At 41.6% G+C, this 13,432-nt stretch carries 11 protein-coding genes; 3 read left to right on the forward strand and 8 right to left on the reverse strand.

Translation table 11 applies throughout. The features are described from left to right. Positions 1 to 2 precede the first annotated feature (2 nt). From HPC41_RS21060 to HPC41_RS21075, 4 genes are all read right to left on the reverse strand, one after another. On the reverse strand, positions 3 to 1,418 hold the full coding sequence (locus HPC41_RS21060; RefSeq protein WP_172396063.1) for an aminotransferase-like domain-containing protein: 1,416 nt from the start codon (positions 1,416 to 1,418) through the stop codon (positions 3 to 5). A gap of 2 nt (positions 1,419 to 1,420) precedes the next feature. Continuing rightward, positions 1,421 to 1,789, reverse strand: coding sequence for a hypothetical protein (locus HPC41_RS21065; RefSeq protein WP_172396064.1), 369 nt, complete (start codon positions 1,787 to 1,789; stop codon positions 1,421 to 1,423). A gap of 576 nt (positions 1,790 to 2,365) precedes the next feature. After that, positions 2,366 to 4,054: a HEPN domain-containing protein gene (locus HPC41_RS21070; RefSeq protein WP_172396065.1), complete on the reverse strand. Its 1,689-nt coding sequence runs from the start codon at positions 4,052 to 4,054 to the stop codon at positions 2,366 to 2,368. A 97-nt stretch (positions 4,055 to 4,151) separates the two neighbouring features. Beyond that, positions 4,152 to 5,465: a hypothetical protein gene (locus tag HPC41_RS21075; RefSeq protein ID WP_172396066.1), complete on the reverse strand. Its 1,314-nt coding sequence runs from the start codon at positions 5,463 to 5,465 to the stop codon at positions 4,152 to 4,154. Positions 5,466 to 5,573: 108 nt separating this feature from the next. Between HPC41_RS21075 and HPC41_RS21080 the strand changes: the two genes are divergently transcribed. The 3 genes from HPC41_RS21080 (at position 5,574) to HPC41_RS21090 (ending at position 8,085) form a co-directional block, all read left to right on the forward strand. Next, the gene (locus HPC41_RS21080) at positions 5,574 to 5,987 is read left to right on the forward strand and encodes a hypothetical protein (protein WP_172396067.1); all 414 of its coding nucleotides are present in this window, start codon (positions 5,574 to 5,576) and stop codon (positions 5,985 to 5,987) included. A 201-nt stretch (positions 5,988 to 6,188) separates the two neighbouring features. After that, positions 6,189 to 6,560, forward strand: coding sequence for a hypothetical protein (locus HPC41_RS21085; RefSeq protein WP_172396068.1), 372 nt, complete (start codon positions 6,189 to 6,191; stop codon positions 6,558 to 6,560). Positions 6,561 to 6,864: 304 nt separating this feature from the next. Continuing rightward, a complete protein-coding gene (locus tag HPC41_RS21090; RefSeq protein ID WP_172396069.1) occupies positions 6,865 to 8,085 on the forward strand; it encodes a hypothetical protein in 1,221 nt (406 codons plus the stop codon). A 118-nt stretch (positions 8,086 to 8,203) separates the two neighbouring features. Here HPC41_RS21090 and lipB read toward each other — a convergent pair whose 3' ends face one another. The 4 genes from lipB to HPC41_RS21110 all read right to left on the reverse strand — a co-directional run bounded on the left by lipB (position 8,204) and on the right by HPC41_RS21110 (position 13,330). After that, on the reverse strand, positions 8,204 to 8,905 hold the full coding sequence (gene lipB / locus HPC41_RS21095; RefSeq protein ID WP_172396070.1) for a lipoyl(octanoyl) transferase LipB: 702 nt from the start codon (positions 8,903 to 8,905) through the stop codon (positions 8,204 to 8,206). 59 nt (positions 8,906 to 8,964) lie between these two features. After that, positions 8,965 to 10,155, reverse strand: a complete 1,191-nt coding sequence (gene hflX / locus HPC41_RS21100) for a GTPase HflX (RefSeq protein WP_172396071.1) — start codon at positions 10,153 to 10,155, stop codon at positions 8,965 to 8,967. A 582-nt stretch (positions 10,156 to 10,737) separates the two neighbouring features. Continuing rightward, a complete protein-coding gene (recG, locus tag HPC41_RS21105) occupies positions 10,738 to 12,843 on the reverse strand; it encodes an ATP-dependent DNA helicase RecG (RefSeq protein ID WP_172396072.1) in 2,106 nt (701 codons plus the stop codon). A gap of 61 nt (positions 12,844 to 12,904) precedes the next feature. Then, complete coding sequence (locus tag HPC41_RS21110) at positions 12,905 to 13,330, reverse strand: hypothetical protein (protein WP_172396073.1); 426 nt, start codon at positions 13,328 to 13,330, stop codon at positions 12,905 to 12,907. Between the last annotated feature and the right edge of the window lie 102 nt (positions 13,331 to 13,432).

Here is a 13,432-nt window from a genome sequence, read left to right on the forward strand (position 1 = left end):
CCTTAAATAACAGCTTTAAAGAAACGGCCCAATCGCATCAGGTCATGCGCTGTTTTCTCATTCCAGTCAACGGCATAGTTCAGCCGGATACAGTTTTTAAACTGATCATGTTGTGTAAACATTCGGCCAGGGGCAAAGCTCAATTTTTGTTTCAGTGCGTAGTCATAGAGTACCGTTGAATCAATTTTTGGATCCATTTCCAGCCAGAGTACAAATCCTCCTTCGGGTTGAGACATCTTTGTGTTTTCGGGGAAATGAGCTTCTATACTGTTCCTGAAATTGATATAGTTGCTGTACAGTTTCTTCCTAAACGTATTGAGGTGATGATCGTATCTTCCGATCTGCAGAAATTTGGCTACCGCTTCCTGATAAATTGCGGGCTGTGAGATGGTTTGGATCAGTCGTTGTTTTAGAATTTTGTCTTTATACTGTCCAGGCTCGACCCACCCTATCCGAAAACCCGGAGCCAATACCTTGGTGACAGAACCACACCACATGACCAGGCCTTCCTCATCAAAGTATTTACAAGGCTTAGGTCTTGAGGTTCCAAAATAAATATTCCCATAGAGGTCATCTTCAATCAAGGGGATATGATGAAAAGCCAAGAGCTTGACAAGTTCTTTTTTATGTCCATCCGGCATGAGTGCACCGAGGGGATTGCTAAAATTGGAAACAAAGCAGCATACATCGATTTTGTGGATTACCTTTTTCAATGCGTCCAGTTCAATGCCTGTAATGGGGTGGGTCGGTATCTCAATCGTCTTTAAGCCCAGTACCTGGAAGGCCTGGATAAAGCCAAAATATAAAGGACTTTCCACGGCAATGGTATCTCCGGGGCTGGTGACCGCGCGTAGGCAGCTATAGATGGCGTTCATGGCGCCAGAAGTGATGATCAGATCTTCATCGCTGATCTTCCCCTCCAATACGAGCGACCATTTGGCAATTTCTTTACGTAAAGTCGGACTACCCTGTACCTGTCCGTACTGATCGCCGTAATCGTGCTGTTCATGCACCGTTTCCAGGATACATTTATTGAGTTTCTGAATGGGAAGCAGCGATGGGCTGGGCAAACCCAAAGAAAATCGTGTAATTTCCTTATCCTCCAGGGAGTGGAATACCTTGTCGATCAATGCGGCAGGGTCCTGCTTCTTTTCGTCAATTTTAAATGTCGATATCGAAGGGATCGACATCCGGCGTTTTCCGGCCAGACTAACAAAAAAGCCAGATTTGGGGCGCGATTCAATCAGGGATCTGCTCTCGAGTTCCATATACGCGCTCTTTGCCGTATTTAAGCTCACATTATAAAGCTTTTGCGCACTGCGAACAGAAGGGAGACGATCGCCATAGACCAAAGAGCCATTTTTGATCTGGTTCTCTACGATGTTTGCAATTTTCTTGTATAATTGTTTCTGCTCCATACTTATACTAATTTACTGTTTCCGTTTGGATTTGCCCAATTGTGAAAATGACTGATGCCCCTTTTTAGCGATTCTTCACTACCAAACATGGTCAATAACTGTTGTTTAAAATAAAGTTGTGCTTTGTTTTTAAATATTATCGAGAGTTGTTCGGAGACATTGGTGCTATAGCAAATTTCAACAGCCAGGTTATTGTCTTCGGAGACGGTAGCCAAAGAAAAGGCAGCTATTGATTCATCTTGTGTAAGCAGCAGAAAAGGCATGTGCAACAGGCTTTTGTTTTTCACAGTATGCTGGACCTTTTTTAGCAAGGATAGATCAGAGAGGTCGACCTGTCTGATGGAATACGGTTGAAGTGTTTTAGTCGACATAGCAATAAATCTTTTTGCTAATTTAGGAAGGGTACAGGTGGGAATTAAGGTACAGAACTGCGGGGAAATTAGGGTACAGATGAAAAAGTAAAAAATATGACAAGGATCTGTGGGGTTTTAATTTCCATTTAGGATATTTATAATATGATCCGGGTAACTACCGGCCCGATTTTGAAATTCGGGGCTTTCGACATATCCAGTTTTTTACACCAGTAGAGAGCCGAGAATATAGGATTGGGATTGGTCACGAGCAAACCTCCAGAGTTTGACTAAAAGCGGTAAAAATCATGCTATTCACCAAAAGTAATGCTTTTTAGTGAATTAATTCACCAAAAAGCATTACTTTCGGTGAAATGGTAGAATAACCGGTTATGAATTTAAATGGAATCCTAAGGCGAAAGCAAAAATACCATCGAATTTTGTGGAAGCCTACAACGCCGAAATTAAGGTGATCTCAAAGGATAATTTTAGAGCGTTTATTGGGCTTGATTAAAATTGCTTAGAGAGTTTGTAATTCATAAAACTGATTGTACAAATATATATCGTTTTCTGTTGGAAAATGCGGGGCGTTTCTACCTATTCGATTTTCTCGACCTGAATAGTGCTTGAGATCTTTCCAAAGTAATCTTCCATCTCTTGGTTACATCTTTCGATAAACAACTTTGTAAGCTCCTGTAATCTTATAATGGCGAATGGGTCTCCTTTATAGTTGGCGTTATACCTAAATTCCTGCTGAGCTTTGATAACTTCTTTAAACAGTTTGATATGGTCGCTGTTGTTGAGACAAAAGGTCGCGTGTGCATCGGGAACAATTAACCGGCAGAGATTCATTAAAAAAGGAAGTCCAACGGTTTGAGGTTTGTATTGAAGTATTGTATTGATAACACCGAGACAGGTTTGTTCTAAAACTTGTGATAAGGAATGATATACGGCTTCGACGCCAAAAGACCAATCCTCTTCAAAAGCATTGTAGATGCAGCGGGCATTATTATAGCGATTGTGCCATTGTTGACGCGCGTAATCCAAATCTAGTTGAGGAACAGCGATGCTGTCAGGGTTGATATTTTCAACTATAGCATTTTGAAACCAGATATCACCGACTTTTATCAGCGATAGAAAGAAAGGATGGCCTTTGGAAAGTTTTTTGACAAAGTGCGCCGTCTCTTCTGTGACCAAGGTCAATGAAACATTTTTCGGTAGCAGATCCATTGTCTTTTGTTGTAGGTGGGCGATGTCGGTATTTAGGCTATCATAAGCAATAAATAGGTAGTAGGAGTGGGTAATTCGGTCTTCTTTCTTCTTCTGGAGCAAACTATTGTACTTATGTTGATCAGAATGATAACCGAAGCAGGCAACTAAAGAAGGGGTGCAGTATAACTCTAGAATATTTAAGATCAGGTCACGGTAATTGCTATTGCAATGATTTTTATTGTAAATAGCGATGTTATTTTTGAATTTTTCAATCTTCCTGTGCTGATTTTGCTTTGGAATAAGTTGTTCTCTAATTTCTTCGAATAAAAGATTGGAATAATCGTAGATCCAGTTTAACGCATTTATAGCGATTTGATAAGCTGTTTCTAATAGACTTTTGTCAATTGTATAATCTTGATTGTAACGATAACCAAGATAGGCTTCGTCAATCTTTTCTAATGCTTTTTTTTCCTCTTCGCTGTCAATTAGTTTAGCCAATCTAGAATCAAAAGGTTTGAGATACCCTATGCTGCCTCTAAGCGAATGTGATTTCCTGTCATTGTTTAAGAGAAGATTCTCTGCGGTTCTTAGCGATAGTTCGATGGCCTGATGGAGCATAAAGGCTGCGTGTGCATGGTTGTTACTATCCAAATAGAAAAAGTGCCCATCTATAAACGATCGGATCTTACTTTTCTCTTTCTCGATATATAATCTGGTTTTTTCGACAATCTCAGCTGGAGTATATTGGGGTAACACAAGTGGAATTTCCTGCGCCGGATTTTGGTAAATGCGATTTTCTGATTGATAAATAAGAGAGGTACGGCCCAATCCTTGATCGAGTTGTTTTTGTATTTCGTGGGTGAAATTTACTTTGACGTATAGGTCTGGATGCTTGTTGATGATCTTGTTAATCGCGCCAAGAGGATCTATACATCGAATTGCTGTATTTGACAGGCGGTTAATCTGCAGTATTTGATATTTCTTGTCATCGCAGATATAAGTCCATAGGTAGATTTCATCAACGGCAATAGCGCGAAGGATAGCTTCGATGATTGGAGTAAGTTCTGTGTTCATAATCGATTGGTTTGGTCTTGTGGTTATTTTTGAAAGTCAAACAGGTTAGCTGTCTCGCCACGATGCTGGACAAAATGATTGGTTGAATAGAAATCTGCTATATTTCTGTTTCTATTGGGGCTGTTTGATTTGGATTTAGAAGATCTATTTCGTCCGAGAAGGCCACTAAATAAGCGAGCTCTATTATTTTGATAATTGTTTGATAGATGCGTGTACTGTAATCTGAATAGTCTCCGGTATATCGATTTTTATCGAGTCCATAATTGACCCAATCATATAAGATCTCATCCCATTGTTGCTGGCTGTAGGTGTTAACAGTCGCTAATAATGATGATAATGGGTATCGCAATTCTTCGTCTGATATATAATAGAGTATAATCTCCTTGTTTTCATGCCTAATGAAAATTGATTGGCATTCTGGCAATATGGAGATGGAGGATTCTATATCCATTAAGCTGATGGGAGACTCTTCAAGCTTATTGAACAGCATTTCCAATAAAGAGCAAATGCAGGAATAAGTATAGAGGAGATTTGCTCCGGAGAATTTATGGTTTTCATTGTCAGCGGACCAGAATTCATTTTCGGTAATGACTGTCCGGTACCAATATCGAATATCTTCTTTCCAACCATTTAGGTCATCTCTATCGAAGAAGTTTTTGAGTGCTGAAATGGAGTAGGGGTGGGGAGCAAGCCATGCAGGCAATATGATCCGTTCCTTTGGGTTCAATATTTCGTTTTCTGCTACATCATCGAAGGGTTCCTCCTTTGTCTCTATGCTGTTGGTCTGTTCCAAAGACTTTTGATCTTGGCTTTCCTCATGTTCAATCTCTTCTTGATTGTTCGCAATACTGTCTGGAAGTGATTTATTTTCATATATTTTATGCAGCGATATCGCTAATCTTTGTAATAATTCTCTAACGGCAAGGATGTTATTTCCCTCATTTCCTAGAAAATCACCATTTCTATCGCTAATATTTATCCAGATTTCATCCAGAGTCTCGTACCATTGTCCTAATGATTGATGTGAGAAAAATCGGCTGATCTCATCTTCTGGCGATTCAATGTCATTTACACTGAAACATTCCCCTGATACGTAATTCCAATAGTCGGAAACACATTGAATAAAATTCAAGGGATTTTTCAGCTTTTTCAAATTGCATTTTTTGAAAATGACATAGGCAATTTCAACAAACGTAATCAGTTTTTTTGTGTTGTAGCCTAAACTGGAATTAGGGCAATTCATCTTTACATTTGACGCCGCGTTTATAAGCAAGTTTATTTCCATAACAAAGTAATGATGGTAAGTCTCTTGCTCATAAAAATCTTCGAGATATTTCAGCGGATCTTCAATATACTCCTTGCTTAAATAGCGAAAATGTTTCGCTTTTAGTTTCTTTTGCGTATTTTTCATGCTAGGAATGTTTTTTGGTTAAATATTTGGTTTATAATTATCATCTATAAAGCTAATTTAAGAACTATATTTCATCAAAACAAATTTATAATATTAAAATTTTCAGAAATGAGTTCTATTTTGAAGAGAATTAAGATTATTTCAGAAAAAGAGGGGATAAGTGTGTCCGCTTTGGAAGCGTCTATTGGCGCAAGTAAAGGCGTTTTTACAAGGGCACTGGCTAATGATACTGACATCCAGGCGAAGTGGTTGGTAAATGTAGCTGAAAAATATCCCGATTATTCCTCGGAGTGGTTATTGAGAGGAGAAGGTGAGATGCTTAAACCTGTTTTAGCTAAGGAAGACGGAGAAACATATCTTACACCTGAATTGGAGGGAATTGCGAATAGAGAGATTAACACATTAAAGCAATTGATTGCTTCTCAAAATATGACTATTAAATCTCAAGAGAAGACAATTATGTCTTTAGAAAGATTATTGTCTTCATTTGAGCAAGAGATTGAATCGCTGCGGAATAAATAGATGCTAACCGGAATTTTTGTTATTTAGCGGAGATGGAAAGCTAATTGGTTATTATTTTTAATGGGAAAAAGTTATTCAATCAGAGTGAAATCAATAGGAATTACCAGTCCTCGTTTTTGGTGGAGATAAACTCCTATACAAACGAGCAACTTGGTTTTTGGTTCGGTTTAAAAATAATAGCGGCTTAAAAGTAGAATAATTGTGAACGTAAAAGAACGTGTATTATTGATTGCCGAAAGGAAGGAAATCAGTAAAACTGAATTTTTCAAAGATGTAGGGCTTTCCTACGCCAATTTCAAAGGCGGCCAGAAAAATACAGCGCTGAGTTCTGACGCGATGATTGCCATATTGACCCGCCATCCGGATATTAGTCCTGCTTGGTTATTGTTGGGTGAGGGGAAAATGATGCGTCGTGTTGAAGCGTTTAGCCCTGCCACAGGCACCGGCGTTATGAACGCCGAAGGTCTATCGGTCTACAAGCAATTAATCACCGCACTTGAACAGACGATCAAGGCACAGGAAAAAACAATTCTCTCCTTGGAAGGACAGGTGGCGCTATTGAATCGGAAGTAAGATCATTGCTTTATGGATAAACCTGATTTGTTTTCTGACGTTAGCTATAAAAGCTGTTTCTAAGGGGGGCATTAAACTATTTTTCAATAATACAGCCGCTTGATCAAATCGGAGCAGATCTGCTCTTCATTTATGAAATAGCTGATTACAGCGATTTGATTGGCCTCCTTTTTGCCTATTTTTGTCAAAGATTAGTGCATTAGCCGGTTGGCCTTATATGCTGAGATGTCCGTAAATTAGGGCGCTCCATTTTAATGTCTTTGGTCAATGCTTATCTGCATCGCTATTAAAGAAATAAAGTTATATGCTTAGAAAAGTATTACTCCTGTGCTGTATCCTATACAGTTGTTTGGTAAACCGGAGCATGGCGCAACCAGCGGGTGAACGGCCTGTGTATACATCCAAGTGGGGGTATCTCTATCGGGAGGCTGGAAATAACAATGATCCTTTGGGGGTATTTATTACCGAAGCGCCTATTTATCTGCTCGATTCGACCAACATGCAGTATAAGGTGCAGGTCAGCAACGGTGATATTGGATTTATCGACCAACAACCGCTGAAGAAATTCATGGACGGAAAAAAATCTGCTGGTGAGCCCGCTAAATATTTCTATCGGGGCGTTGAAGGGTATCAGTGCCCGCATTATTATGTACAGGTGGCTGAACTCCGTGTGCGAAAAGCACCGACCACAACAAGTCTTGCTGTCCGTCGCGCTTCACTCAATGAGTTATTATGTATTGACTATGTGCCATTGTATACAGATGGTTGGGTCTATATCGGTGATCATTTTCATGAAAATCCTGAATATGTTCAATTGAAATTTTTGGGTTCCGTCCTGACCTACGATAAAGTACTGAAAGATTATTTGGCTGTAAAAGGTATGGATCAGGAAAAGGAACTGGCTCAGGTAGGAAGATTGCGGGAGCTGGCCTGGCGGGAGTCGAAAAATCTGAAACCGGCTCTGTCCTATTGGAAGGAATCTTATGCCGCCTATGGGTTAGAAAATCCGAAAGTTGATATTGATTTTGAGCTGTTAGTAGCAAGCAGGTTGGAGAAATACATTGGTTATGAGGCGTATGAAAAAAAGATGAAGACGCTCGACTTCTATTTTGTCTGGCAGGGGCTGTCTCTTGTGGACGGTGAGATTAAGGATGCACAAATGAATCAGTTGAAAATGCAGCGGGTGGCTGATATACCGGATATGCCTGAATGTGGCTGGGAACCGCGTTACTTTTATAAAGCCCCGAATCTGATCGTGGCCTTTGAGGAAAATTACAAAAAGAAGATCGTCGGAACGGTCTATAAGTTATACTTTACGGATGGTGAGATCTTGGTGATAGGCAACGAGCGTATGGATGCCAATTATACTGAAAGGGATTTTATCGATCATTTTGGCGATATGGTCTCTGCAAATATGATCGAGGAGCCACATGTGTACCGTATGCAAAATGGCGATGCAGGACAGTTTATCATTACGTTCAAAGATGGTAAACTGTTTCGTTATGAATGCATGTATTATTGTTAGTGGATCAGCGTAAGGTGACTAATAAGGAAAGTATCTTACACGGATTTTCCAATCTTATAAGCATTATAAAAGGAATAAGGACCTGTGTTTAGCAGCTCCTTGTTCGTTTTTATGATTTCTAATGCTGGATTACTTCCATTTCAAAAAGTCGGGCGATGTGTCCACGAAGTTTTTCCTTCACTTCATCCATATCGACTTCCTGACCAAGTTCCCGCTTCAATGAGGTCACGTCTTTATCGTCGATCCCACAGGGGATAATATTGCTAAAATAATCCAGGTCTGTATTGACATTAAAGGCAAAGCCATGCATGGTCACCCAGCGTGAGGCACGCACGCCCATCGCGCAGATCTTGCGGGCCGTAGGCTTGTCCGGCTCGATCCAGACTCCAGTAAATCCAGGATATCTTCCTGCAGGAACACCGTAATCGGCGCAGGTCAGGATGATCGCTTCTTCTAACGTCCTTAAGTAAAGGTGGATATCGGTAAAGAAGTTGTCGAGATCCAGAATCGGATATCCCACAATCTGACCCGGTCCATGGTAGGTGATATCACCACCACGGTTGATCTTATAGAACTTCGCTTCTTTTTCTTCCAGGCCTTTCTCATCCAAGAGCAGGTATTCCTCGTGTCCGCTTTTTCCTAAGGTATAGACATGGGGGTGGGCTGTGAAAATCAGGTAGTTTGGTGTGTCTGTTGTTGTCGCATTGACCCGATTGTCGTGTTTGACGTCTAATACACTCTTGAAGATGGACTCTTGTCTGTCCCAGGCTTCCTGATAGTCTACAAGTCCCCAATCTTGGAACTGTACCACTTTATTCATTGCTTATTTTATTTTAAGAAGCGGATCGTTTCTGACGATCCGCTGTCATGTTTGTCAAATTAATACAACAGGTTGTTGTATGGATAACGTTCATTATGCATCTTCACGATAATATCGTAAAGTTTTTGTTTGAACTCTTCGATATTCGTCTTGTTTGTTGCAGAAAGGAAGATCGCCGGATCGGAGTTTTTCGCCATCCATGAATTGCGGAAATCCTCCAATGTGATCTCTACCTCTTCACCATCATGTCCTTCTTCAACGGCTGGTTTGTACAGGTCAATCTTGTTGAATACCGTAATAACGGGCTTATCTAAAGCTTTCAGATCTTTCAATGTTTCATTTACCGCCTGGATATGATCTTCAAAGTTAGGGTGCGAAATATCCACCACGTGGATCAGCACATCAGCCTCTCGGACTTCGTCCAGCGTAGATTTAAAACATTCCACCAGGTGATGCGGCAGTTTGCGAATAAAACCGACCGTATCGGACAGCAGGAACGGAAGGTTGTCGATAACGACCTTACGCACCGTGGTGTCCAGCGTTGCAAAAAGTTTGTTTTCGATCAATACGTCAGATTTGGAGATCATATTCATGATCGTTGATTTACCAACGTTTGTATAACCTACCAGAGCTACGCGGATCATCTCGCCGCGGTTTTTGCGCTGGGTTTCATTCTGCTTGTCAATCGCCTTCAGTCTTTCTTTGAACAACGAAATTTTGTCCAAGATAATCCGTCTATCCGTTTCGATCTGCGATTCACCGGGACCACGCATACCGATACCCCCACGTTGACGCTCCAAGTGAGTCCACAGGCGAGTCAATCGTGGTAATAGGTATTGCAGCTGTGCCAGTTCTACCTGGGTTTTTGCCTGTGCGGTCTTTGCATGTCGGGCGAAGATATCCAGGATCAGATTGGAGCGGTCCAGGATTTTGCGTTTGAGCTCTTTCTCAATATTGCGCAATTGGGATGGGGATAACTCATCATCAAAGACAACAATGTCGATCTCTTCAGCTTCAACATAAGCCTTGATCTCCTCCAGTTTTCCGCTGCCGACAAATGTCGCTCTATCAGGAAAAGCTAATTTCTGTGTAAACATTCCTTTGGTCTCACCGCCGGCAGTCTGCACGAGAAATTCGAGTTCCTCCAGGTATTCCTTCGCCTTTGCTTCAGTCACGCCCTGTGGGATAACACTCACCAAGACGGCTGTTTCGGGTTTTATTGCTGTATCGTGTATTTTAATTCTGGCCATTTTGTACTATTAAGTATATTGTAGCGTATGGAGCGCGTTCACCTACCTATGGATGGCGATCGTCTGTCTCTTCTCATACATCCACTTTTATGTGTTGTTTTAAAAAGGTGAATTTAAGAAAAACCAATAAGTTTTTTGTGATTTGCTTACCAGGGCAACTCAAAATAAGTAAGCGGTCAGTCGCCATCTTTTGCCTAGTAAAAGAAGGGGATATTTTCTATATCATGTTCATAATGATACAAAAATAAATAAATTTGGTTTTATATACAAATGATTTGATCACTGGGTTTTTGTATAAGTTATTTATGACGATCTGTTTACCTTGGTTTTGATCATCGGGGCTTAGGGGATGGAGTCTCACTGGAAAAAAATGTATGCTTTTGGGCAATGTTTGAGTTTGGGAGTCCCGTTGGTAGGCTCCTTGGATCTATTGGAATCTAGACCTGGTCAAATAGTTTACCGGATATTGATTTGTTATTGGATATTGATTTGAGCGGCTAAAGGCATCGTCAGATGGATTTTGCCAAACAATTATCGTTTCTTGTTTTGAATTTGAACGCGCCAGAGCTGATTGGTTGGTGATCAGGAAATTTTGTCCCAGGCAATACCGTCTGATTTCCGCGCCAGAAAGCTCCGAAGTAACTGATTTTTCTCGCTTTGAAGTGTGGGGTCTTCTTTGAACAGGGCAATGACGGTATTTCTGCATTCGGTCAATAGGGCCTGGTCTGTCGCCAGATTGGCCATCTTCAGGTCGAGTACACCGGATTGTTGTGTGCCGGAGATGTCGCCGGGACCTCGCAATTCTAAGTCAACTTCGGCGATTTCAAAGCCATCGTTGGTGCGCACCATGGTATCGAGTCGGAGACGTCCCTCCTTACTGAGCTTGTTGCCCGACATCAGAATACAAAAGGACTGTTCGGCTCCACGCCCCACACGTCCCCGTAATTGGTGCAGTTGGGAGAGACCAAACCGTTCGGAGTTTTCAATGACCATGACCGACGCATTCGGTACGTTGACGCCCACTTCAATCACCGTTGTTGCCACCATGATCTGTGTTTCGTGCTTCACAAAACGCTGCATCTCAAAATCCTTATCTTTCACGGGCATCTTGCCATGGACAATGCTGATCTTATATTGTGGAAGGGGAAATTCGCGCTGCAAATTTTCTAAGCCCGCTTCCAAATAGATTAGATCCAGTTTTTCGCTTTCTTTGATCAGCGGATAGACGAGATACACCTGTCTGCCTTTGGCGATTTCCTCCCGCATAAAGCCAAACATGCGTAGGCGGGAGCTCTCAAAGAAGTGCACCGTCTTAATAGGCTTACGTCCGGCAGGGAGTTCGTCGATCACGGAAATATCGAGATCCCCATACATCGTCATCGCTAGCGTCCGTGGAATGGGCGTAGCTGTCATGACCAGCATATGCGGCGGGATAACATTCTTGCGCCAGAGCTTGGCGCGCTGCTCTACACCAAAACGATGTTGTTCATCGATAACGACGAAACCGAGATTCTTGAATTGCACCTTATCTTCGATCAGTGCATGGGTACCGATCAGGATATCGAGTGTGCCCTCTTCGAGGGCCTGATGGATCAGCCGACGTTCTTTGGTGCCGGTCGATCCCGTGAGCAGCTTGATGCTGACCAGATCATCACCGACGAGCTGTTTGAGCCCATGGTAATGCTGTGTGGCTAAGATCTCTGTCGGTGCCATCATACAGGCCTGGAAGCCATTGTCAACAGCAAGAAGCATACTCATTAGGGCAACAACGGTCTTTCCGGAGCCCACATCGCCCTGCACGAGACGGTTCATCTGTGCACCGGTATTGGTATCGATACGGATTTCTTTAACAACACGTTTCTGTGCACCCGTCAACGGAAATGGAAGACGCTCATTGAAAAAAGTGTTGAACTTTTCACCCACTTTATTGAAACGCTGACCCCTGAATTTCTGCGTATTCAACTGTTTATTGTTGAGCAGCTTGAGCTGGATGAAAAACAGTTCTTCAAATTTGATCCGTTTGATCGCCTGATTCAATTCCTTCTGGTTGCTCGGAAAATGAATGGAAGCTAGCGCCTGCTGCCGAGAAATTAACTGATGTTTTGCCAGTATCTCCTGGGGAATCGTTTCATCGATACTCCGAAATACGGTTTCCAATGCCGTCTGTTGCAAGCGTTGAATGCCCTTGGTGTCTAGATTGAATTTTTTGAGTTTTTCAGTAGAAGAGTAGACCGGTTGTAAGCTCATGTTGCCCGCCTGTTTGACCTGCGGATTATACAGGTCCATTTCGGGGTGGGTAATGGACAGTTGCCCATTGAATTCGCTGGGTTTGCCATAGATAATATAAGCCGAGCCTACCTTCAATGATTTTTGGAGCCAGGGAATGGACTGGAACCAGACAAGTTCCATGGAACCCGTTTCATCTTTAAATGAGCCGACGAGGCGTTTGGTTCTTTTTTCTCCTACCAGCTGTAATGAAATCAGACGGCCTAAGACCTGTGCCGCCATCATATCGGGATGCAGCTTCCGTATCTTGTGGAATTCTGTACGGTCGATATAACGGAAGGGGTATTGAGTCAAAAGGTCGCCAATGGTAAACACCTGCAACTCTTTTTTGAGCACATCTGCCTTTTGGGGACCAACACCTTTGAGGTATTCTATTGGGGTAATTAAACTTAATTCAGCCATTTTCTCGAACGGCTAAAATACGAAAAATTTAATTTTTTAGGGTTTATCCGCGCTACAAGTGCTAGTTTGTCTGAGGATCTTCATATTTAATTGCAGCTTTTCCTTCCTTACAGATAACATCTAATGGTTTTTGATAGGGGGTGCAATTTATCCGTGGAGCCATCATGGGCTGATATATCTCCATCAACTTATTGTAGTCATTGATCATGTTTTGTAAGGTCATCTTGTCAACTGAACGATGGTAAGGGATATGACTGGTTCCACATAGGGTTTGGATGTCTATTATTTTCCAATCGCCCGGATCAGTACATTCTTTTGGGTTGGCTAGCGCTATAATTTCACTGTATTTTTCATTTGAAAGCGTTTCTAGTTCTTTCTCAGTCTTTTCTCTATAAGGATTTTCAAGATGGGATTCCGATTTACAAACAACAAATAACATGCTACAGGTAAGCAAAGAGGTTAAACCTAAGATTGATAAATTTTTCATAATTGCGTGTTTGGTTTAGTCATAGAACGGACAATTTTAATCGATTGCTACATCGCTCACTCGGAATTTCTCAATAGTGTGATTTTTAAGTAATAGGACTGA

It is taken from the genome of Sphingobacterium prati (genome assembly GCF_013167215.1).
Lineage (GTDB): Bacteria > Bacteroidota > Bacteroidia > Sphingobacteriales > Sphingobacteriaceae > Sphingobacterium > Sphingobacterium prati.

Coding starts and splice junctions, on each gene's coding strand:
- HPC41_RS21060 (WP_172396063.1), bottom strand. CDS start 1,418: ATGGAGCAGAAACAATTATACAAGAAAATTGCAAACATCGTAGAGAAC.
- HPC41_RS21065 (WP_172396064.1), bottom strand. CDS start 1,789: ATGTCGACTAAAACACTTCAACCGTATTCCATCAGACAGGTCGACCTC.
- HPC41_RS21070 (WP_172396065.1), bottom strand. CDS start 4,054: ATGAACACAGAACTTACTCCAATCATCGAAGCTATCCTTCGCGCTATT.
- HPC41_RS21075 (WP_172396066.1), bottom strand. CDS start 5,465: ATGAAAAATACGCAAAAGAAACTAAAAGCGAAACATTTTCGCTATTTA.
- HPC41_RS21080 (WP_172396067.1), top strand. CDS start 5,574: ATGAGTTCTATTTTGAAGAGAATTAAGATTATTTCAGAAAAAGAGGGG.
- HPC41_RS21090 (WP_172396069.1), top strand. CDS start 6,865: ATGCTTAGAAAAGTATTACTCCTGTGCTGTATCCTATACAGTTGTTTG.
- lipB (WP_172396070.1), bottom strand. CDS start 8,905: ATGAATAAAGTGGTACAGTTCCAAGATTGGGGACTTGTAGACTATCAG.
- hflX (WP_172396071.1), bottom strand. CDS start 10,155: ATGGCCAGAATTAAAATACACGATACAGCAATAAAACCCGAAACAGCC.
- recG (WP_172396072.1), bottom strand. CDS start 12,843: ATGGCTGAATTAAGTTTAATTACCCCAATAGAATACCTCAAAGGTGTT.
- HPC41_RS21110 (WP_172396073.1), bottom strand. CDS start 13,330: ATGAAAAATTTATCAATCTTAGGTTTAACCTCTTTGCTTACCTGTAGC.